16 protein-coding genes are annotated in these 20,099 nt (G+C 65.9%); 12 read left to right on the top strand and 4 right to left on the bottom strand.

Annotation, left to right across the window (positions count from 1 at the left end):
• Positions 1-3 precede the first annotated feature (3 nt).
• The 4 genes from Q4S45_RS18055 to Q4S45_RS18070 all read left to right on the top strand — a co-directional run bounded on the left by Q4S45_RS18055 (position 4) and on the right by Q4S45_RS18070 (position 7,623).
• Positions 4-2,034 (top strand): sodium:solute symporter family protein, encoded by a 2,031-nt coding sequence (locus Q4S45_RS18055; RefSeq protein WP_305512146.1) that lies wholly within the window; start codon positions 4-6, stop codon positions 2,032-2,034.
• A gap of 242 nt (positions 2,035-2,276) precedes the next feature.
• The gene (locus Q4S45_RS18060) at positions 2,277-4,283 is read left to right on the top strand and encodes a S9 family peptidase (protein ID WP_305506650.1); all 2,007 of its coding nucleotides are present in this window, start codon (positions 2,277-2,279) and stop codon (positions 4,281-4,283) included.
• A gap of 51 nt (positions 4,284-4,334) precedes the next feature.
• Positions 4,335-6,338 carry a S9 family peptidase gene (locus Q4S45_RS18065; RefSeq protein ID WP_305506652.1) on the top strand — a complete coding sequence of 668 codons (2,004 nt, stop codon included), beginning with the start codon at positions 4,335-4,337 and terminating at the stop codon, positions 6,336-6,338.
• 70 nt (positions 6,339-6,408) lie between these two features.
• Positions 6,409-7,623: a 6-phosphofructokinase gene (locus tag Q4S45_RS18070; RefSeq protein ID WP_305506654.1), complete on the top strand. Its 1,215-nt coding sequence runs from the start codon at positions 6,409-6,411 to the stop codon at positions 7,621-7,623.
• Positions 7,624-7,678: 55 nt separating this feature from the next.
• On the opposite strand, the gene Q4S45_RS18075 is transcribed toward Q4S45_RS18070, so the two are convergent.
• A complete protein-coding gene (locus Q4S45_RS18075; RefSeq protein WP_305506656.1) occupies positions 7,679-8,095 on the bottom strand; it encodes a hypothetical protein in 417 nt (138 codons plus the stop codon).
• A gap of 328 nt (positions 8,096-8,423) precedes the next feature.
• Positions 8,424-9,467, bottom strand: a complete 1,044-nt coding sequence (gene purM, locus Q4S45_RS18080) for a phosphoribosylformylglycinamidine cyclo-ligase (RefSeq protein ID WP_305506658.1) — start codon at positions 9,465-9,467, stop codon at positions 8,424-8,426.
• A 128-nt stretch (positions 9,468-9,595) separates the two neighbouring features.
• Here purM and Q4S45_RS18085 point away from each other — a divergent pair, with 128 nt between their 5' ends.
• The 7 genes from Q4S45_RS18085 to thpR all read left to right on the top strand — a co-directional run bounded on the left by Q4S45_RS18085 (position 9,596) and on the right by thpR (position 15,385).
• Complete coding sequence (locus tag Q4S45_RS18085; protein WP_305506660.1) at positions 9,596-10,678, top strand: AI-2E family transporter; 1,083 nt, start codon at positions 9,596-9,598, stop codon at positions 10,676-10,678.
• A 36-nt stretch (positions 10,679-10,714) separates the two neighbouring features.
• Positions 10,715-11,398 carry a DnaA regulatory inactivator Hda gene (gene hda, locus Q4S45_RS18090; RefSeq protein WP_305506662.1) on the top strand — a complete coding sequence of 228 codons (684 nt, stop codon included), beginning with the start codon at positions 10,715-10,717 and terminating at the stop codon, positions 11,396-11,398.
• The gene (locus Q4S45_RS18095) at positions 11,395-12,069 is read left to right on the top strand and encodes an HAD family phosphatase (RefSeq protein WP_305506665.1); all 675 of its coding nucleotides are present in this window, start codon (positions 11,395-11,397) and stop codon (positions 12,067-12,069) included. The genes hda and Q4S45_RS18095 overlap by 4 nt, the downstream gene beginning before the upstream one ends.
• Positions 12,062-13,438, top strand: coding sequence for a polynucleotide adenylyltransferase PcnB (gene pcnB / locus Q4S45_RS18100; RefSeq protein ID WP_305506682.1), 1,377 nt, complete (start codon positions 12,062-12,064; stop codon positions 13,436-13,438). Before Q4S45_RS18095 ends, pcnB begins: the two co-directional genes overlap by 8 nt.
• Positions 13,435-13,908, top strand: a complete 474-nt coding sequence (folK, locus tag Q4S45_RS18105) for a 2-amino-4-hydroxy-6-hydroxymethyldihydropteridine diphosphokinase (RefSeq protein WP_305506684.1) — start codon at positions 13,435-13,437, stop codon at positions 13,906-13,908. The genes pcnB and folK overlap by 4 nt, the downstream gene beginning before the upstream one ends.
• Before the next feature lie 99 nt (positions 13,909-14,007).
• Positions 14,008-14,868, top strand: coding sequence for a 3-methyl-2-oxobutanoate hydroxymethyltransferase (panB, locus tag Q4S45_RS18110; RefSeq protein WP_374046053.1), 861 nt, complete (start codon positions 14,008-14,010; stop codon positions 14,866-14,868).
• A gap of 4 nt (positions 14,869-14,872) precedes the next feature.
• Positions 14,873-15,385: an RNA 2',3'-cyclic phosphodiesterase gene (gene thpR, locus Q4S45_RS18115; protein ID WP_305506686.1), complete on the top strand. Its 513-nt coding sequence runs from the start codon at positions 14,873-14,875 to the stop codon at positions 15,383-15,385.
• Between the two features lie 118 nt (positions 15,386-15,503).
• Here the strand turns inward: thpR and Q4S45_RS18120 are convergent, their stop codons facing one another.
• Entirely contained in the window at positions 15,504-16,994 is a 1,491-nt protein-coding gene (locus Q4S45_RS18120) for an aldehyde dehydrogenase (RefSeq protein WP_305506688.1), read from the bottom strand.
• A 115-nt stretch (positions 16,995-17,109) separates the two neighbouring features.
• On the opposite strand from Q4S45_RS18120, the gene Q4S45_RS18125 reads away from it, so the two are divergent.
• Positions 17,110-18,564, top strand: coding sequence for a sodium:solute symporter family protein (locus Q4S45_RS18125; RefSeq protein ID WP_305506690.1), 1,455 nt, complete (start codon positions 17,110-17,112; stop codon positions 18,562-18,564).
• A 135-nt stretch (positions 18,565-18,699) separates the two neighbouring features.
• Here the strand turns inward: Q4S45_RS18125 and Q4S45_RS18130 are convergent, their stop codons facing one another.
• A complete protein-coding gene (locus Q4S45_RS18130) occupies positions 18,700-20,088 on the bottom strand; it encodes an aspartate aminotransferase family protein (protein WP_305506692.1) in 1,389 nt (462 codons plus the stop codon).
• Between the last annotated feature and the right edge of the window lie 11 nt (positions 20,089-20,099).

Below are 20,099 nucleotides of genomic sequence, written 5' to 3' on the forward strand. Positions count from 1 at the left end.
AGCATGTTTTCGCGCCTGGCGCGCTACTACCTGTATTTCACTGGCTGCTTCGGCGCTTTCCTGATCGCGCTGGCGCTGCTGGAGCAGGAAGGCATGCCGCGCGTGTGGATCGGCTACCTGTTCATGTTCGCCACCATCGCGCTGTACGCAGGCATCGGCGTGATCAGCCGCACCTCGAACGTGTCTGAATACTATGTCGCCGGGCGCCGCGTGCCGGCCCTGTTCAACGGCATGGCCACCGCCGCCGACTGGATCTCGGCGGCCAGTTTCATCAGCCTGGCCGGCGGCCTGTACCTGCACGGCTTCGACGGCCTGGCCTACATCATGGGCTGGACCGGCGGCTACGTGCTGGTGGCGCTGCTGATCGCGCCCTACCTGCGCAGGTTCGCCCAGTACACCATCCCCGACTTCCTGGCCGCGCGCTACGGCGGCGAACCGGGAGGGCGCGGCACGCCGGTGCGCATGATGGCCGTCGGCGCCACCATCATCGTCTCGTTCACCTACGTGGTGGCGCAGATCTACGCGGTCGGCCTGATCGCCTCGCGCTTCACTGGCGTCGATTTTTCGGTCGGGATTTTCCTCGGCCTGGCCAGCATCCTGGTGTGCTCCTTCCTCGGCGGGATGCGCGCGATCACCTGGACCCAGGTGGCGCAGTACATCATCATCCTGGTCGCCTTCCTGATTCCGACCATGTGGCTGTCGGCCAAGCACGCCGGCAACCCGCTGCCGCAGGTGGCTTACGGCGCGGTGCTGTCGAAGCTGGCCCAGCGCGAGATCCAGATCGAGAACGATCCGAAGGAACAGCAGGTGCGCGCGATGTTCCGCCAGCGCGCCGATGCTTACGCGGCCCGGATCAAGGCGCTGCCGGCGTCGTGGGAAGCGGGCAAGTTCGAGGCGCAGCAGCGGCTCGACGAGATCCGGCTGCGCCACGGCTCGCTGATGGAAATTCGCGCCATCGAGCGCCAGCTGGCCGCCTATCCGAAGACGGTGGAGGAGGCCGCGCGCACCTGGGCCGAGCTGCAGGCGGCCAACCTGGCGCGCGCCCAGCCGCCCGAACCGCACGCGACGCCCTTCCCCGGCGAAAACCGCGAGCAGTCCGACAGCCGCCGCAACAACTTCGTCGCGCTGGTGTTCTGCCTGATGCTCGGCACGGCGGCGCTGCCGCACATCCTGATGCGCTCCTACACCACGCCGTCTGTGCAGCAGGCGCGCACCTCGGTGTTCTGGACGCTGTTCTTCATCCTGCTGGTGTACCTGACCATCCCGGCGCTGGCGGTGCTGGTCAAGTACGACATCTACACGCGCCTGGTGGGCAGCGACTTCGCCCACCTGCCGACCTGGATCTCGTACTGGGCCAGCGTGGACAAGCTCAATCCGCTGATCGGCATCGCCGACATCAACCGCGACGGCATCGTGCAGCTGGCCGAAATCGCCATCGACGGCGACGTGCTGGTGCTGGCCACGCCGGAGATCGGCGGCCTGCCCTACGTCATTTCCGGGCTGGTGGCGGCGGGCGGGCTGGCCGCCGCGCTGTCGACCGCGGACGGGCTGCTGCTGGCCATCTCGAACGCGCTGTCGCACGACATCTATTACAAGACGGTGGACCCGGCGGCGTCGACCCAGAAGCGGGTGACGATCTCCAAGCTGCTGCTGCTGGCGGTGGCGTTCACCGCCGCCTACGCCGCGTCGCAGAAGCCGGCCGACATCCTCTCGCTGGTTGGCGCGGCGTTCTCGCTGGCCGGCTCGGCGCTGTTCCCGGCGCTGGTGCTGGGGGTGTTCTGGAAGCGCGCCAACCACGCCGGCGCCCTGGCCGGCATGGTGGCCGGCTTCGTCGTGTGCATCTACTACATGCTGCACACGAACCCGATCCTGGGCGGCAGCGCGGCGGCGCAGTGGTTCCACATCGCGCCGATTTCGGCCGGCGTGTTCGGGGTACCGGCAGGGATGGCGGTGCTGGCGGCGGTCAGCCTGCTCACGCGCGCGCCGGACGCGGCCAGCGGCGCCTTCGTCGACCATGTGCGGGCGCCGGAATAGCTTGCCGCCGGGCATCTACGCTGCTATTCTCACAAGCATTGTATTTTTATCACACCTGCATATGTGACGAGCTGGTGAGGGCGATCAATCCGTACTCAGGCATGGTGGTGTATGAGGAAGAGGGCCGCGGCTGGTACTTGACGATGCACCGCATCGACTACCGGAGCCGCGCCGAGCAATACCTGAAAAAAACCGGCAAGCCACAAGCTTTCGCCGCTTCTTCAACTTCAACCGGAACCGCCATGCCCATTCGCCGCCGCCTCGCTTGTCAGTTGCTCCTCGCATTCGCCGGCGCGTTCGCCGCCCTTCCCGCCATGGCCGCCGACACAGCCGCGGCCGCGCCGGTGCCGATCGAACGCTTCTTCAACAACCCGACGTTTTCCGCCGCGCAGCTGTCGCCGAACGGGCGTTTCCTCGCCGTGCGCGTCTCCCGCAAGAACAACCGCGATGCGCTGGCGGTGATCGACCTGGGCGACAAGAGCGTCAAGCTGGTTGGCGGCTTCACCGACGCCGACATCGGGCACTTCCAGTGGGTCAACGACGAGCGTCTGGTGTTCGACGTGACGGAGAACGACCTGGCGCAGGGCGACGTCGAACGCGGCGCCGGCCTCTACGCGGCCAATCGCGACGGCAGCGAGTTCCGCCAGCTGGTCGATCGCAGCACGTCGATGATCAGCGAGCACACGATCACCAAGCTGCTGCCGTTCAATACCCACCTCCTTGGCGGCGCGTCGCGTGCAGGTTCCCCGGCGGTCTACGTCACCAGCCCTGAACTGGTCGAGCTCGGCGAAATCGGCTCCGTGGACCTGCTGCGCCTCGACACCAAAACCGGTCGCTCCACCACCGTGCAGCGCCCCGCCCATGCGACCCACTGGATGCTCGACGCCAAGGGCGAGCCGCGTATCGTCAGCACGCACGACAAGGACAAGGGCGCGATGTACTATCGCGACCCGGCGACGGACAACTGGCGCAAGCTGCTCGATTACAACGAGTTCGTCGGCAACAAGGGCGCGATGAACCCGGTCGGTTTCGCGCCCGACGGCACCTTGTACGTATCCGCGCAACCGGGCCGCGACAAGCGTGCCTTGTACCGCTTCGACCTGGCTGCCGGCAAGCCCGACGCCGAACCGCTGGTCGAGCTGGCCGATTACGACTTCTCGGGCCAACTGGTGATGAGCGACAGCAAGCTGCTGGGCGTGCACATCCTGAGCGATGCGCGCTCGACGGTCTGGTTCGACGCCGGCATGAAGGCGGTCCAGCAGCGCATCGACGCCCTGCTGCCGCGCACCGTGAACCTGGTGTCGGTTGCGCCCCGCGCCGAAACCCCGTGGGTACTGGTGCAATCGTATTCGGATGTGCAGCCAAAATTCTGGAATCTGTTCAATACGGAGACGGGCAAGCTCGACAAGGTCGGCTCGAGCTACGACGGCATCGACCCGGCGCGCATGGCGACCCAGGACGCGGTGCGCTACAAGGCGCGCGACGGCCTGGTCATTCCCGCATGGCTGACGCTGCCGAAGGACAAGCGCAAGAACCTGCCGCTGGTGGTGCTGGTGCACGGCGGGCCTTATCTGCGCGGCGGCGAATGGGGCTGGCATTCGGACGGCCAGTTCCTGGCCTCGCGCGGCTACGCGGTGATCGAACCCGAATACCGCGGCAGCACCGGCTTCGGCAGCAAGCACTATCACGCCGGCTGGAAGCAATGGGGCCTGAAGATGCAGGACGACATCGCCGACGCCGCCAAATGGGCGATCGCCGAGGGCATCGCCGATCCGAAGCGCATCTGCATTGCCGGCGCCAGCTACGGCGGCTACGCCACCCTGATGGGCCTGGTCAACGATCCAGGCCTCTACAAGTGCGGGATCGACTGGGTCGGCGTCACCGATATCGGCTTGCTGGCCAACGGCCACTGGAGCGCCCAGTCGGACATGACGAACGATTACCGCAAGTACGGCATGCCGACGCTGGTCGGCGACCTGGTCAAGGACGCCGACCAGCTGAAGCAGACCTCGCCGCTGGTGCAGGCCGCGCGCATCACCCAGCCGCTGCTGCTGGCCTACGGCGGCGCCGACATGCGCGTGCCGATCTACCACGGCCGCAAGTTCTACGATGCGGTCAAGGCCACCAACCCGAACGTCGAGATGGTGGTGTACGAGGAAGAGGGCCACGGCTGGGCGCTGCCGAAGAACCGCATCGACTTCTGGGGCCGCGTCGAGAAATTCCTGGAAAAACATATCGGCAAGCCATAAAACAGCTGCCGCCGCTTCGCATCTTCAACTTCAACTTCAACCGAAACCACCATGCCCGTTCGCCGCTTCAGTAGTCACCTGCTTCTCGCCTTCGCCGGCGCCCTCGCCGCCCTTCCCGGCATTGCCGCCGACACCGCCTCAGCCGCGCCGGTGCCGATCGAACGCTTCTTCAACAACCCGACGTTTTCCGGCGCGCTGCTGTCGCCCAACGGACGTTTCCTCGCCGCCCGCGTCGCCCGCAAGAACAGCCGCGATGCGCTGGCGGTGATCGATCTGGGCGACAAGAGCGTCAAGCTGGTTGGCGGCTTCAGCGACGCCGACATCGGGCACTTCCAGTGGGTCAACGACGATCGGCTGGTGTTCGACGTGACGGAGAAGGACCTGGCCCAGGGCGAAATCGAGCGGGGCGCCGGCCTGTACGCGGTCAACCGCGACGGCAGCGAATTCCGCCAACTGGTCGAACGCAGCAAGTCGTCGTTCAGCGAGCACAAGATCACCAAGCTGCTGCCGTTCAACACCCACCTCCTTGGCGGCAGGCCCAGCGCCGGTTCGTCGTCGATCTACGTCACCAGTCCTGAACTGGTCGAGCGGGGCGAGATCAGTTCGGTGGACCTGCTGCGTCTCGACACCAAAACCGGTCGCTCCACAACCGTGCAGCGGCCCGCCCACGCGAACCACTGGGTGCTCGACGCCAAGGGCGAACCGCGCATCGTCAGCACGCACGACAAGGACAAGGGCGCGATGTACTATCGCGACGCGGCGACGGACAACTGGCGCAAGCTGCTCGATTACAACGACTTCCTGGGCGATCACGGCGCGATGAACCCGGTCGGTTTCGCGCCGGACGGCACCTTGTACGTGTCCGCGACTGCAGGCCGCGACAAGCGCGCCCTGTACCGCTTCGATCTGGCGACCGGCAAGCGCGACGCCGAACCATTGGTCGAGCTGGCCGATTACGACTTCTCGGGCCAGCTGGTGATGAGCGACAGCAAGCTGCTGGGCGTGCGCATCCTGAGCGATGCACGCTCGACGGTCTGGTTCGACGCCGGCATGAAGGCGGTGCAGCAACGCATCGACGCCCTGCTGCCGCACACCGTCAACCTGGTGTCGGTGGCGCCGCACGCCGAAACCCCGTGGGTGCTGGTGCAATCGTATTCGGATGTGCAGCCAAATTTCTGGAACCTGTTCAACACCGAAACGGGCAAGCTCGACAAGGTCGGCTCAAGCTATGAGGGCGTCGAGCCGGCGCGCATGGCGACCCAGGACGCGGTGCGCTACAAGGCGCGCGACGGCCTGGTCATCCCCGCATGGCTGACGCTGCCGAAGGACAAGCGCAAGAACCTGCCGCTGGTGGTGCTGGTGCACGGCGGACCGTACGTGCGCGGCGGCGAATGGGGCTGGCATCCAAGCGTCCAGTTCCTGGCCTCGCGCGGCTATGCGGTGATCGAACCGGAATACCGCGGCAGCACCGGCTTCGGCAGCAAGCACTATCAAGCCGGCTGGAAGCAATGGGGCCTGAAGATGCAGGACGACATCGCCGACGCCGCCAAGTGGGCGATCGCCGAGGGCATCGCCGATCCGAAGCGCATCTGCATCGCCGGCGCCAGCTACGGCGGCTACGCCACCCTGATGGGCCTGGTCAACGATCCGGACCTCTACAAGTGCGGCATCGACTGGGTCGGCGTGACCGACATCGGCCTGCTGGCGACCGGCCACTGGAGCGCCCAGACGGACGTCTCGGACGATTACCGCAAGTACGGCATGCCGACGCTGGTGGGCGACCTGGTCAAGGATGCCGAACAGCTGCAGAAGACCTCGCCGCTGGTGCAGGCTGCGCGCATCACCCAGCCGCTGCTGCTGGCCTACGGCGGCGCCGACCTGCGCGTGCCGATCTACCACGGCCGCAAGTTCTACGACGCGGTCAAGGCCACCAACCCGAACGTCGAGATGGTGGTGTACGAGGAAGAGGGCCACGGTTGGACGCTGCCGAAGAACCGCATCGACTTCTGGAGCCGCGTCGAGAAATTCCTGGAAAAGAATATCGGCAAGCCGTAAGGAAGGCCAGGGCCGCGGCCGCGCGATTTTGAGGTAAGCTGGCTTGTTCGCCAACTTCGGGGAGTCGCGCATGCCATCTGGAAAAATTCTGGTCGCCCAGGGAGGCGGTCCGACCGCCGTGATCAACCAGTCGCTGGTGGGCGTGGTGCTCGAAGCGCGCCGCTTCCCGCAGGTGACGCGGGTGTACGGCGCGCTGCACGGCGTGCGCGGCATCGTGGACGAAGAGTTCGTCGACCTGACCCAGGAAACCGCGGCCAATCTCGAACTGGTCGCGGCCACGCCGTCGTCGGCGCTCGGCTCGACCCGCGACAAGCCGGACATCGCCTATTGCCAGAAGATTTTCGAGGTGCTGCGCGCGCACGAGATCGAGCACTTCTTCTACATCGGCGGCAACGACTCGTCCGACACGGTGCGCATCGTCAGCATGGAAGCGCAAAAGGCCGGCTACCCGCTGCGCTGCATCCACATTCCCAAGACCATCGACAACGACCTGGTCGGCAACGACCACACGCCCGGCTTCCCGTCGGCCGCGCGCTTCGTCGCCCAGGCCTTCTCCGGCGCCAATCTCGACAACGCCTCGCTGCCGGGCGTGTACGTCGGCGTCGTGATGGGGCGCCACGCCGGCTTCCTGACCGCGGCCGCCGCGCTGGGCCGCAAGTTCCCCGGCGACGGCCCGCACCTGATCTACCTGCCCGAGCGCACCTTCGTGCTCGAGCAGTTCCTGGCCGACGTCAAGGCCGCCTACGCTCAGCACGGGCGCTGCGTGATCGCGGTGTCGGAAGGCATCCACGATGCGTCCGGCGAAGCGATCGCCAGCCTGCTGGCCAAGGAAGTCGAGCGCGACGCGCACGGCAACGTGCAGCTGTCGGGCACCGGCGCGCTGGCCGACCTGCTGTGCGACGAGATCAAGGCCAAGCTGGGCATCAAGCGGGTGCGCGGCGACACCTTCGGTTACCTGCAGCGCTCGTTCATCGGCTGCGTGTCCGACGTCGACCAGCGCGAGGCGCGCGAAGTGGGCGAGAAAGCGGTGCAGTACGCGATGTGGGGCGAGCGCGACGGCTCGGTGGCGATCCGGCGCTGCGGCGACTACGCCGCTACGTATGAGCTGGTGGCGCTGGAATCGGTGGCCGGCAAGACGCGCGTGATGGAGGACGAACTGATCAACGCCAGCGGCACCGACGTGACCGAGGCGTTCGTGCGCTACCTGCGGCCGCTGCTGGGATCGGGCATGCCCGATGCGCACCGCCTGCGCGCCGCGCCCGTGGCGAAAATCCTTCGCCAGTAAATAAAATGGGGTCAGGTCCATGGGACCCGACCCCGTCACTCCAAAATCGCGATGATCAGTTGACGGCCAGCGTGACCGTCACCATCGGCGATGCAGATGCGTTCATTTCGGCGGGATAGGTCAGCACCACCTGGTCGCCGAAGGCCTGCGGCACGTATTGCACGGTCAGGTTCTGCGCCGGCGCGATATACCGGTCGCCGCCAACAGCCACCAGTTCGGTCACGCCGCGCTGGCCCAGCTCCGCATACAGCCGGTTCTGCTGGCCGGTGATCTTGAACGTCGCGCCGTTGTCCAGCTTGTAGACGCCCTTGAGCTCGTCCCTTTCCATGGGCTGCGTCTTGTACACGGGCATGGCGGCCTGCACCTGGATTTCGGACATGGCCGGCGTGGTTTGTTGCGGCTCTTGCGGTGCGGCGAAAGCGGAAGCCTGGGTCAGCGCAAAAGCGAGGGGAAGTAGAGTGAGGGTTCGCATGATCATTCCAATCTCGTCTGGTCGATAGGAAGCATGCCTGGTGAACGGATTCGTTCGCGCGGCGATGCTCAAAAGTGTGTCGCCGGAAGTGTGAGAACGCTGACGACAATTTGAGTCTAGCGAGGGCAGGCGCACCCGCAAGCAGCAACGCGCCAACATGACGAATCAGTCTCTGGAACGGCCTTGTGCGAACTTGTGGAAATGTCACGGAATCGTGAAGTGCGATCGCAATTATGTATCGCATGCTTCACAATGTATGCATATGCATGGACGAAAAAAAGGGGCAGGTCCCGCAGGAACCGACCCCCGATGCGTTCGGCGCCGCTGCTTAGTTGACGATGGTCTGGTGCTCGTCGCCCGCGCGCGCGCGGATGACGCCGATGCGCGAGACGGTCTCGCCGGCCGCCTGCAGCTGGGCCATCGCCGCGTCCGCCTGCTCGGCCGACACGATCACGATCATGCCGATGCCGCAGTTGAACACGCGGTGCATCTCGGCGTCGGCCACGCCGCCGTGCTGCTGCAGCCACTGGAACAGCGGCGGCATGATCCATGCCTTCGAATCGAGCACGGCCGTCAAGTGCGGCTGCAGCACGCGCGGCACATTCTCCACCAAGCCGCCGCCGGTGATGTGCACCATGCCCTTGACGTCCATCGTCTCCATCAGCGCCAGCAGCGGCTTGACGTAGATGCGGGTCGGCTCCATCAGCACGTCGGACAGCTTGCGGCCGTGGAAGTCCGCTTCCAGGTCCGGCTTGGCCACTTCGATGATCTTGCGCACCAGCGAGTAACCGTTCGAGTGCACGCCCGACGAGGCCAGGCCCAGCACGACGTCGCCGGCGGCGATCGTGGTGCCGTCGATGATCTTCGATTTTTCCACCGCGCCGACGGCGAAGCCGGCCAGGTCGTATTCGCCGTCCGGATACATGCTCGGCATCTCGGCGGTCTCGCCGCCGATCAGCGCGCAGCCGGCCTGCTCGCAGCCCTTGGCGATGCCGCCGACCACCGCGGTCGCGGTCGCCACGTCGAGCTTGCCGCAGGCGAAGTAGTCGAGGAAGAACAGCGGCTCGGCGCCCTGCACCAGGATGTCGTTCACGCTCATCGCCACCAGGTCGATGCCGACCGTGTCGTGGCGATTCAGCTCGAACGCCAGCTTGAGCTTGGTGCCCACGCCGTCGGTGCCGGACACCAGCACCGGCTCCTTGTACTTCTTGCTGATCTCGAACAGGGCGCCGAATCCGCCGATGCCTTTCAGGACGCCTTCGCGCATGGTGCGCTTGGCAAGCGGTTTGATCGCTTCGACCAGGGCGTCGCCCGCATCGATATCGACCCCGGCATCGCGGTAGGAAAGTGACACATTTGAAGGTTGGTTCATGGTGTATTTGGCAGCGGAGGCGGTAAAATAGAAGGCGGCGGAAACAATTGCGGCAGCAACTGAATAATCCGCTATTTTATCAAAACGCCTCCTTCCCGGCCCATTTAACCGAATCCCAACGCCCATACATGCCATTTCCCTTCACGCCAGAACAGAAGCAAACCGCGTTTTGGCTGGGTCTGTGGCTGGCGTTCGTCGTGCTGCTGTATGCGCTGGGGCCGGTGCTCACGCCCTTCATCGCCGCCGCGATCCTGGCGTATGCGCTCAACGGCGGCGTCGATTACCTGTCCAGCCGGCGCATCGGCCGCTATCCGCTGCCGCGCGCGCTGGCCGTCGTGCTGGTGATGCTGCTGTTCCTGTCCGGCGTTTCCGCGCTGGTGCTGATCGTGGTGCCGGTGCTGCAGACCGAGGTGCCTCTGCTGATGGCGCAAATCCCGGCCTTCCTGGTCAAGCTCGACCAGGTGCTCACGCCGAAGCTGAACGCCATGGGCATCAAGGTCACGCTCGACGGCAGCGGCATCCGCGCCCTGCTCAGCCAGCAGTTCGCCAGCGGCGGCGACGAAATCTGGACCACCGTGCTGTCGTCGGCGCGCATCGGCGGCACCCGCGTGCTGGGCTGGATCGCCACCCTGATCCTGATCCCGGTGGTGCTGTTCTACCTGCTGCTCGACTGGCACAAGATGCTTGCCACCATCAGCGGCGCCGTGCCGCGCCGCTGGGTGGTGCAGACCGTGGGCATGGCGCAGGAAGTGAACGTGCTGCTGGCCCAGTACCTGCGCGGCCAGCTCCTGGTGATGCTGGTGCTGGCGGCCTACTACTCGATCGGCCTGTCGATCGCCGGCTTCGACGTCGCCCTGCCGGTCGGCATCCTGACCGGCCTGCTGGTGTTCATCCCATATTTGGGTTTCGGCCTGGGCCTGATGCTGGCGCTGATCGCCGCGGTGCTGCAGTTCCCCGGCTGGAGCGGCCTGATCTCGGTGGCCGTGATCTACGGCGCCGGCCAAGTCATCGAAGGCTTTTTCCTCACGCCGCGGCTGGTCGGCGAGCGCATCGGCCTGAATCCGCTGGCGGTGATCTTCGCCCTGCTCGCCTTCGGCCAGTTGTTCGGTTTCGTCGGCGTACTGCTCGCTTTGCCGGCCTCGGCGGTGCTGATGGTGGCGTTTCGCCACCTGCGCCACCACTACTTGCGCAGCAGCTTCTATAATGCGTGATGTATACACAGAATTACGACGTATGAGACGAACGCCATGAAACAGCTGGTGCTCGATTTAGGCGCAGACCAGGCGCAAAGCCTCGATTCCTTCGAGGTAGGACAAAATGCCGAACTGGCGCACCTGATGCACCAGTTCGCGGGACGCAGCTCGCGTGAACACTTCGCCTACCTGTGGGGCGAAGCGGCGGCCGGCAAGACCCACCTGCTGCACGCGCTGGCCGCCACGCCGGCCTCGCGCTACATCGGCGCCGGCGCGCCGGAGTCGGCGTTCGCCTATTCGCCCGACATCAGCCTGTACCTGCTCGACGACTGCGCCAAGCTGTCGCCGCAGGCGCAGATCGAAGCGTTCGCCCTGTTCAACCAGATCCGCGAGAACGGCGCCTACATGGTCTCCACCGGCCCGGTGCCGCCGGCTGTGCTGCCGGTGCGCGAGGACCTGCGCACGCGCATGGGCTGGGGCCTGGTGTACCAGATCCACGGCCTGTCCGACGAAGAGAAGATCGCCGCGCTGACCCATGCGGCCGACGCCCGCGGACTGACCCTGTCGGCCAGCGTGTTACCCTACCTGCTGTCCCATTTTCGGCGCGACATGCGCTCCCTGTCGACGATGCTAGACGCCCTCGACCAGTATTCCCTCGAAACCCAGCGTCCCGTCACGCTGCCGCTGCTGCGCGACCTGCTGCAGCAGGCCAACCGCGAAGAGGACGACGAAGCATGAACAAGCTGGCCCTGTTCGACCTTGACCACACGCTGCTGCCGCTCGACTCCGACTACGAGTGGGGCCAGTTCCTTGTGCGCACCGGCGCCGTGGACGCCGACGCCTTCAAGCGCGCCAACGACGAATTCTTCGCGCAGTACCAGGCCGGCACGCTCGATCCGGTCGAATACCTCGAATTCGCGCTCGGCACGCTGGCGCGCTTCCCGCGCGCCCAGCTGGACGAAATGCACCGCCAGTTCATGCGCGAAGTAATCGAGCCTGCCATCACCCCGCAGGCGCGCGCGCTGATCCAGAAACACCTGGACGCCGGAGACCTGGTGGCGATCGTCACCGCGACCAACGCTTTCGTCACCGCGCCGATCGCCGCCGCGCTGGGCGTGGAGCACCTGATCGCCGCCGTGCCCGAGGAAGACGAGCATGGCAACCTGACCGGCAAGCTGGTCGGCGTGCCGACGTCGGGCGCCGGCAAGGTCACGCACACCCACGCCTGGCTGGAGAAAATTGGCAAGCCGCTGTCGGCGTTCGAGAGCAGCCATTTCTACAGCGATTCGCACAACGACATTCCCCTGCTGTCCGTCGTCACCCACCCCGTTGCGACCAATCCGAACGTCGCGCTGGCAACCCACGCAACGACCCTGGGCTGGCCTTCACTTTATCTATTCAATGATTAATAAATTCATCCGCAAGATCCTCGGCGTCAAAACGCCAGCGCGCGACCTGACCGAGCCCGTCATCCTCGGGCCGGACGACCATAAAATCGATCCGAGACTGGTGTCGTCGAACGCGATCCGGGTGACCTCCACGCTGCAGGACGCCGGCTTCAAGGCTTTTGTGGTCGGCGGCGCCGTGCGCGACTTGCTGCTGGGGGTGAAACCGAAGGACTTCGACATCGCCACAGACGCCACGCCAGAGCAGGTCAAGCGCCTGTTCCGGCGCGCCTTCATCATCGGCCGGCGCTTCCAGATCGTGCACGTGATGTTCGGCCAGGACCTGCTGGAGGTGACCACCTTCCGCGGCGCCGGCGACATGAACGCGCCGAAGGATGAACATGGCCGCGTCCTGCGCGACAACAGCTTCGGGCCGCAGCACGAGGACGCGATGCGGCGCGACTTCACCATCAACGCGATGTACTACGACCCGGCCACCCAGCAGGTGCTGGACTACCACGGCGGCATCCAGGATATCCGCGACAAGGTCCTGCGCATCATCGGCCAGCCGGAAGCGCGCTACCGCGAAGACCCGGTGCGCATGCTGCGCGTGGTGCGCTTCGCCGCGCGCCTGCGCTTCACCATCGAGCCGACCACGCGCGCGCCGATCTCGGTGATGGCGCCGCTGATCGACAACGTGCCGGCCGCGCGCGTGTTCGACGAGATGCTCAAGCTGCTCATGAGCGGCCACGCGCTGGCCTGCCTGCAGCAGCTGCGCAAGGAAGGCCTGCACCACGGCCTGCTGCCGCTGCTCGACGTCGTGCTGGAGCAGCCGATCGGCATGAAGTTCGTCACGCTGGCGCTGGAGTCGACCGACAACCGCGTCAAGGCCGGCAAGGGCGTCTCGCCCGGCTTCCTGTTTGCCTCGCTGCTGTGGCACCAGGTGGTCGAGAAGTGGACCGCCTACCGCGCCGCCGGCGAATCGCCGATCCCGGCGCTGCACCTGGCCGCCGACGACGTACTCGACGCGCAGACCGAACAACTGGCCTTGCAGCGCAAGATCGCCTCCGACATGCGCGACATCTGGTCGATGCAGCCGCGCTTCGAGCGCCGCAACGGCAAGGCGCCGTACAAGCTGCTCGAGCACCTGCGCTTCCGCGCCGGCTACGACTTCCTGCTGCTGCGCTGCGAGTCCGGCGAGATCGACATGGAGCTGGGCGAGTGGTGGACCGCGTTCTATGAAGGCGACGCCGAGACGCGCGAAAAGCTGCTCACCAGCGAGCGCGCCGCGCCAGCCGGTGCGAAACGCAAGCGCGCGCCGCGCCGTGGCCCGCGCAAGAGCGGCGGCGAGCGTGCCGAAGGCGCAGTCGCGGCGGGCAGCGGCGAGGAATGATCGCGTACATCGGCATCGGCGCCAACCTGGGCGACGCCCTGGCCAACGTCGAGGACGCGCTGATCCGGCTGGCCGCGCTGCCGGCCACCACGCTGTTGAAGCGATCGTCATGCTGGCGCACCGCCCCGATCGATTCCTCGGGCGACGACTACATCAACGCAGTCGCCTGTATCGACACCCCACTCCCGGCGCCCGAACTGCTGGCCGCGCTGCACGGCATCGAACTGGCGCATGGCCGCGAACGGCCCTACCGCAATGCGCCGCGCACGCTGGATCTGGATATCCTGCTCTACGGCGACGAGCGGATCGAAACCGCCGGCTTGCAGGTGCCGCATCCGCGCATGCATGAGCGCGCGTTCGTGCTGGCGCCGCTGCTGGAGATCGCGCCGCTGGTCAACATACCGGGACGCGGTCCGGCGCAAAGCTTCATGGCGGGCGTCGCCGATCAGCAAATCAGCCGGATCGACTGAGCACCAGCAGTTTTCGGAACATCGCATTACACTATGCACACCAGGGGTCAGGTCCGCCGGACCTGACCCCGCCTTTGCACACACACTTTGAGGATACCAATGAGCTCATACCTGCAGGGTAAGGACATGACAGGCGACGTCCCGGCGGCGCCGGCGAAGGTCGTGCCCCCGAAAGCCGTCACGGCGCCGATGCTGGGCGCTTTGAAGGCGGCCGGCACCCCGATCACCATGCTGACCTGCTATGACGCCAGCTTCGCCTCGCTGATGGACCGTTGCGGCGTGCACATGCTGCTGATCGGCGATTCGCTCGGCATGGTCTGCAACGGCCACAACTCGACGCTGCCGGTGACGGTGGCGGAAGTCGCGTACCACACCGCGGCGGTGGCGCGCGGCAGCAAGAGCGCGATGATCGTCGCCGACCTGCCGTTCGGCGCCTACGGCACGAAGGAAGCGGCTTACGCGAACGCCGTCACCCTGATCCAGGCCGGCGCGCACATGGTCAAGCTCGAAGGCGGCGCATGGCTGGCCGACACGGTCAAGTTCCTCACCGACCGGGCGATCCCGGTGTGCGCCCACCTTGGACTGACGCCGCAATCGGTGCACGTGATGGGCGGCTACAAGGTTCAGGGCAAGACCACGGCCAGCGCCGACCAGCTCAAGGCCGACGCCAAGCTGCTGCAGGAAGCCGGCGCGTCGATCCTGGTGCTCGAAGCAATTCCCGCGACGCTGGGCAAGGAAGTGACCGACATGCTGTCGATGCCGACCATCGGCATCGGCGCGGGCCCGGATTGCTCCGGCCAGGTGCTGGTGATGCACGACATGCTGGGCGTGTTCCCGGGCCGCAAAGCGCGCTTCGTGAAGAACTTCATGGAAGGCCAGACCACCATCGAAGGCGCGGTGACGGCCTACGTCAACGCGGTCACCGACCGCAGCTTCCCTGGGCCGGAACACTGCTTCTAAGACCATGAGCGCCGATCAAGCCCGCCTGTTCGTCGCGCTGTGGCCGGCGCCCGATGTGCGCGCGGCGCTGCGCGACTGGCGCGACGCTTGGACGTGGCCATCGTCTTCGTCGCCGGTGCGCACAGAGCAGCTGCATGTGACGCTGCATTTCCTTGGTAACGTGGCGCGCGAACGCGTGCCGGAACTAGTGGCGGGACTGAGCGTGCCGTTCGAGCCATTCGAGCTGGAGTTCGGACATCCCGAGTTGTGGCATGGCGGGATCGCCGTGCTGGCGCCGGATGTGGTGCCGCAGCCTTTGCTGGATTTGCACGCGTCGATTGGCGCAGCGCTGGAAGGTGTGGGAATGACGCCGGAGGGGCGTCCCTACAAGCCGCATGTGACGATGGGACGGCGCGCGGGGAACGCGGTGGCGCCTGCCGCCGGCCCTGCGATTCGCTGGCAGATCGACGGCTACGCGCTGATGGAATCGAAACTGGGTGCGGGTTCCGAGTACGGAGTCGTGCAGCACTACAAATAGCAAAATGGGGTCAGGTCCGCTGGACCAGACCCCGGAAACGCGGACGTCGCAGACCGGGGGTCTGGTCCTGCGGACCTGACCCCATTTTGGGCGTCCAATTATGCAAAATCTTGCATAATCAGCCGATCTGAATCCAGGTCGTCTTCAGCTCGGTGTACTTGTCGATCGCGTGCAGGGATTTATCGCGCCCGTTGCCCGACTGCTTGTAGCCGCCGAACGGCACCGTGATGTCGTCGTTGTCGTACTGGTTCACATGCACCGTCCCCGCCCGCAGCGCACGCGCGGTCTGGATAGCCTTGGTCATGTCGCTGGTCCACACCGCGGCCTGCAATCCATACGCCGTCGAATTGGCTTGCGCAATCGCGTCCTTCAGGTCGGTGAACGTCAGCACCGACAGCACCGGCCCGAAGATCTCTTCGCGCGCGATGCTCATGCTGCCATCGACGCCGTCGAACAAGGTCGGCGTGATGAAGAAGCCGCCGGAATCGCCGCGCGCCGCCTCGCCGCCCGACAGCAGCTTCGCGCCGGCCGCCTTGCCGGCCTCGATGTAGCCCATCACGGTCTTCATTTGAGTCGCATCGACGATGGCGCCCATCACGGTCGCTTCATCGAGCGGATCGCCGGGCTGGAAGCGCGGCATCATCGCCATCGCCTTTTCCATGAACTGGTCCTTGATCGACGCTTCGACGAACAGGCGCGACGGCGCGTTGCAGCTCTCGCCCTGGTTGAAGTAGATCGAGCCGATCGCCGCGCTCACGGCCTTGTCGAGGTCCGGGCAGTCGGCGCAGACGATGTTGGCCGACTTGCCGCCCAGTTCCGTCCACGCGCGCTTCAGGTTCGACTGGCCGGCCATCTGCATGATCTGCTTGCCGACCCGCGTCGATCCCGTGAAGGCGATGCAGTCGACGTCCATGTGCAGCGCCAGCGCGGAACCGGCCTCGTTGCCGTAGCCCGGCACTACGGAAAACACGCCGGCCGGAATGCCGGCTTCCAGCGCAATCTCGGCCAGGCGCAGCGCCGACAGCGGCGACTTCTCGGACGGCTTGAGCACCACGCTGTTGCCGGCCGCGAGCGCGGGCGCGATCTTCCAGGCGGTCATGATCAGCGGGTAGTTCCACGGCACGATGGCGCCGACGACGCCGACCGGTTCGCGCGTGACCAAGGCCAGGCTGGAGTCGTTGGTCGGCGCGATCTCGTCGTAGATCTTGTCGATCGCCTCGCCGTACCAGCGGATGCAGTTGGCGCACGAGGGCACATCGACGCTCTGGCTGTACTTGATCGGCTTGCCCATGTCGAGCGTCTCGAGCAGCGCCAGCTGCGCCGTATTCTTCAACACCAGGTCGGCGAACTTGATCAGCGTGCGCTTGCGCGCAGCCGGCGACTTGCCGGCCCAGCGCCGGTCCTCGAAGGCGGCGCGCGCGGCGGCCACCGCGGCGTCGATGTCGGCCGCGTCGCCACGCGCAACCGCAGCAAGCTTGCGGCCGTCAATCGGCGAATGCTTGTCGAAAGTCTGGCCGGACGCGGCGTCCACGCGCTTGCCGTCGATGAAGGCGCGGCCGTCGATTTCAAGCTGCGCCGCCCGCTCATGCCAATTTGCAGCCTCAGCCATGTCCTGCTCCTTGTATTTGTCGAAGTGATCACCGAATACTACCAAAAGTGTTTCACGCCCGATGGATGCAGATATAATCGCCGAAATTTCCTGTCGAACACCTATTCCAATTGTCATGAACACCACACTGATTACCGCTGTCGTGCTGTACTTGCTCGGCACCCTGGGCCTGGGCGTTTGGGCCGGCACGCGCATCAAGAACACCAGCGACTTCGCCATCGCGGGCCGCCGCCTGCCGCTGATCATGGTGATCACGACGACGTTCGCGACCTGGTTCGGCGCCGAGACCGTGATGGGCATTCCCGCGAAGTTCATCCAGGGCGGCCTGAACGCGCTGGTCGAAGACCCGTTCGGCGCCGGCACCTGCCTGATCCTGGTCGGCGTATTTTTTGCGGCGAAGCTGTACCGCCTCAACCTGCTGACCATCGGCGACTACTACCGCGCGCGCTTCGGCAAAGGCATCGAGGTGTTCTGCTCGGTGGCGATCATCCTCAGTTACCTCGGCTGGGTGGCGGCGCAGATCACCGCCCTCGGGCTGGTGTTCTCGGTGCTGACCAACGGCGCCATGTCGGAAACGGTCGGCATGATCGTCGGCACGCTCGCGGTGCTGATCTACGTGGTCGTCGGCGGCTTCCTCGCGGTGGCGATCACCGACTTTATCCAGATGATCGTGCTGGTGATCGGCCTGGCAATCATCGCGGTGTTCTCGGCCAAGCTGGCCGGCGGCGCGGGACCGGTGCTGGCGATGGCGTCGAAGGCCGACTTGTGGCGCTTCGCGCCCGCGCCCTCCTTCACCGAAATCGCCATGTTCATCGGCGCCGGCGTGACCATGATGTTCGGCAGTATCCCGCAGCAGGACGTGTATCAGCGCGTGATGTCGGCCAAGGACGCGCCGACCGCGCGTGCGGGCGCCGTGATCGGCGGCGCCAGCTACATCCTGTTCGCCTTCGTGCCCATGTTCGTCGTTGCCTGCGCCGTTCTGGTGATGGGCCAGGAAGCCCTCGACATCGCCAAGGCCGACTACCAGCGCCTGCTGCCTACCTTCGTGCTGACGCGCATGCCGCTGGCGATGCAGATCCTGTTCTTCGGCGCGCTGCTGTCGGCGATCAAGAGCACCTCGTCGGCCACGCTGCTGGCGCCATCGACCAGTTTTGTGGAGAACATCCTCAAGCACCTGCGCCCCGGCATGACGGACCGCCAGCAGCTGTTCGCGATGCGCTGCACGATCGTGGTGTTCGCCGCGCTGGTGCTGACGTATGCGATCGCCATGAAGGGCACGTCGATTTACGAGCTGGTGTCGTCGGCCTACCAGGTCACGCTGGTGGGCGCCTTCGTGCCGCTGGTGATGGGGCTGTACTGGAAGGGCGCGACCACGCAGGGCGCGATCGTTTCGCTGGCCGCCGGCGTAGGAACCTGGCTGCTGTTCTTCCCGCAGCTGTCGAACTACGGCGCGGTGTTCCCGGGCCAGCTGGCCGGCCTGATCGCCGCCTTCGTGGGCATGATCGCCGGCTCGCTGCTGCCGCAGGCGCTGGCGAACCGGCACGACCGGGTCAAGACGCAGGCCGCGTAGCGTCGCCAGCGCACGTCAAACCGTCATTCCTGCGCAGGCAGGAATCCATGCTGAGACTGAATGAATACGCTCGCCGGTGAGGCACGCGACGTATGGGTTCCCGCCTTCGCGGGAACGACGGGCGCGATGGGGACACTAAGCCAGACCCAGAGTGCGCAATTCAGCCAGCGTGTTGTCCAGCGCCAGCCGGATGCGGCCGATCATGTCGTCGATCTCGGCGCGCGTCATCACCAGCGGCGGCGCGATGATCATGCGGTCGCCGACCGCGCGCATGATGATGCCGGCGTCGAACATATGCGCACGGCAGATCATCCCCACACCATCGTCGCCATCGAACACTTCGCAGTCATGCACCGTCGCGCCCTTCGTGCGCACCAGATTAAGGCCAGCGACGAATCCCAGGCTGTCGGTGTAGCCCACCAGCGGATGCTCGCCCAGCGTGGCGAACTGCTGCTTCAGGTAAGGCCCGGTGTCCTCGGACACCTTCTGCACCAGCCCCTCTTCCTGCATGATGCGTATGTTCTCGAGCGCCGCCGCGCACGCGACCGGGTGCCCCGAATAGGTGAAGCCGTGATTGAAGTCGCCGCCCTCCCCGGTCAGCACGCCCGCCACGCGGTCGCCCACCAGCACGCCGCCCAGCGGGATGTAGCCTGACGTGACGCCCTTGGCGAACGCGATCAGGTCCGGCTTGATGCCCATCAGTTCCGAGCCGAACCATCTGCCCAGCCGGCCGAAGCCGCAGATCACTTCGTCGGCGATCAAGAGGATGCCGTACTTGTCGCAGATGCGCTGGACCTCCGGCCAGTAGGTCCGCGGCGGGACGATCACGCCGCCGGCGCCCTGCACCGGTTCGCCGATGAAGGCGGCCACATTGTCCGGCCCCAGTTCCTTGATGCGCTCTTCCAGCCAGCCGGCGGCCACCAGGCCGAACTCGTCCTGGCTCATGCCGTGCCCGTGCTCGACCCAGCTTGGCTGGTCGATGTGCACGATGCCCGGGACCAGCGGCCCGCCCTGCGCATGCATGCCGGCCATGCCGCCGAGCGAAGTGCCGGCGATGGTGCTGCCGTGGTAGGCGTTCTTGCGGCTGACGATGACGTGCCGCTGCGGCTGCCCCTTCAGTTCCCAGTAGCGCCGCACCATGCGCACGATGGTGTCGTTGGCCTCCGAGCCCGACCCGGTGAAGAAGACGTGGTTGAACTGCGGCGGCGATATCTCGACGAGCTTGGCCGCCAGCTGCACCGCCGGCACGTTGGTGGTGTTGAAGAAGCTGTTGTAGAACGGGAGCGTCTGCATCTGCTTGTAGACCGCATCGCACATGCTGGTGCGCCCGTAGCCAATGTTCACGCACCACAGGCCGGACATGCCGTCGAGGATGCGGTTGCCCTCCGAGTCCCACAACCAGATGCCGTCGCCGCGCACCATTACGCGCGCGCCTTTCTCGGCCAGCGCCAGGTGGTCGGTGAAGGGATGCAGGTAGTGCGCCGAATCGAGCTGCTGGATTGCGCGGGTGTCGATTTTTTCCATGGTGGCTCCTG

This window comes from Massilia sp. R2A-15, assembly GCF_030704305.1.
In the GTDB taxonomy this organism is placed as follows: domain Bacteria; phylum Pseudomonadota; class Gammaproteobacteria; order Burkholderiales; family Burkholderiaceae_D; genus JAFCUW01.

Bases quoted from the DNA above. Each gene is read 5' to 3' on its own strand.
- panB (WP_374046053.1), top strand. From the start codon at position 14,008: ATGAGCTCATACCTGCAGGGTAAGGACATGACAGGCGACGTCCCGGCG.
- pcnB (WP_305506682.1), top strand. From the start codon at position 12,062: ATGATTAATAAATTCATCCGCAAGATCCTCGGCGTCAAAACGCCAGCG.
- Q4S45_RS18125 (WP_305506690.1), top strand. From the start codon at position 17,110: ATGAACACCACACTGATTACCGCTGTCGTGCTGTACTTGCTCGGCACC.
- thpR (WP_305506686.1), top strand. From the start codon at position 14,873: ATGAGCGCCGATCAAGCCCGCCTGTTCGTCGCGCTGTGGCCGGCGCCC.
- Q4S45_RS18120 (WP_305506688.1), bottom strand. From the start codon at position 16,994: ATGGCTGAGGCTGCAAATTGGCATGAGCGGGCGGCGCAGCTTGAAATC.
- Q4S45_RS18070 (WP_305506654.1), top strand. From the start codon at position 6,409: ATGCCATCTGGAAAAATTCTGGTCGCCCAGGGAGGCGGTCCGACCGCC.
- Q4S45_RS18055 (WP_305512146.1), top strand. From the start codon at position 4: ATGTTTTCGCGCCTGGCGCGCTACTACCTGTATTTCACTGGCTGCTTC.
- Q4S45_RS18075 (WP_305506656.1), bottom strand. From the start codon at position 8,095: ATGCGAACCCTCACTCTACTTCCCCTCGCTTTTGCGCTGACCCAGGCT.
- hda (WP_305506662.1), top strand. From the start codon at position 10,715: ATGAAACAGCTGGTGCTCGATTTAGGCGCAGACCAGGCGCAAAGCCTC.
- Q4S45_RS18085 (WP_305506660.1), top strand. From the start codon at position 9,596: ATGCCATTTCCCTTCACGCCAGAACAGAAGCAAACCGCGTTTTGGCTG.
- purM (WP_305506658.1), bottom strand. From the start codon at position 9,467: ATGAACCAACCTTCAAATGTGTCACTTTCCTACCGCGATGCCGGGGTC.
- Q4S45_RS18065 (WP_305506652.1), top strand. From the start codon at position 4,335: ATGCCCGTTCGCCGCTTCAGTAGTCACCTGCTTCTCGCCTTCGCCGGC.
- folK (WP_305506684.1), top strand. From the start codon at position 13,435: ATGATCGCGTACATCGGCATCGGCGCCAACCTGGGCGACGCCCTGGCC.
- Q4S45_RS18130 (WP_305506692.1), bottom strand. From the start codon at position 20,088: ATGGAAAAAATCGACACCCGCGCAATCCAGCAGCTCGATTCGGCGCAC.
- Q4S45_RS18095 (WP_305506665.1), top strand. From the start codon at position 11,395: ATGAACAAGCTGGCCCTGTTCGACCTTGACCACACGCTGCTGCCGCTC.
- Q4S45_RS18060 (WP_305506650.1), top strand. From the start codon at position 2,277: ATGCCCATTCGCCGCCGCCTCGCTTGTCAGTTGCTCCTCGCATTCGCC.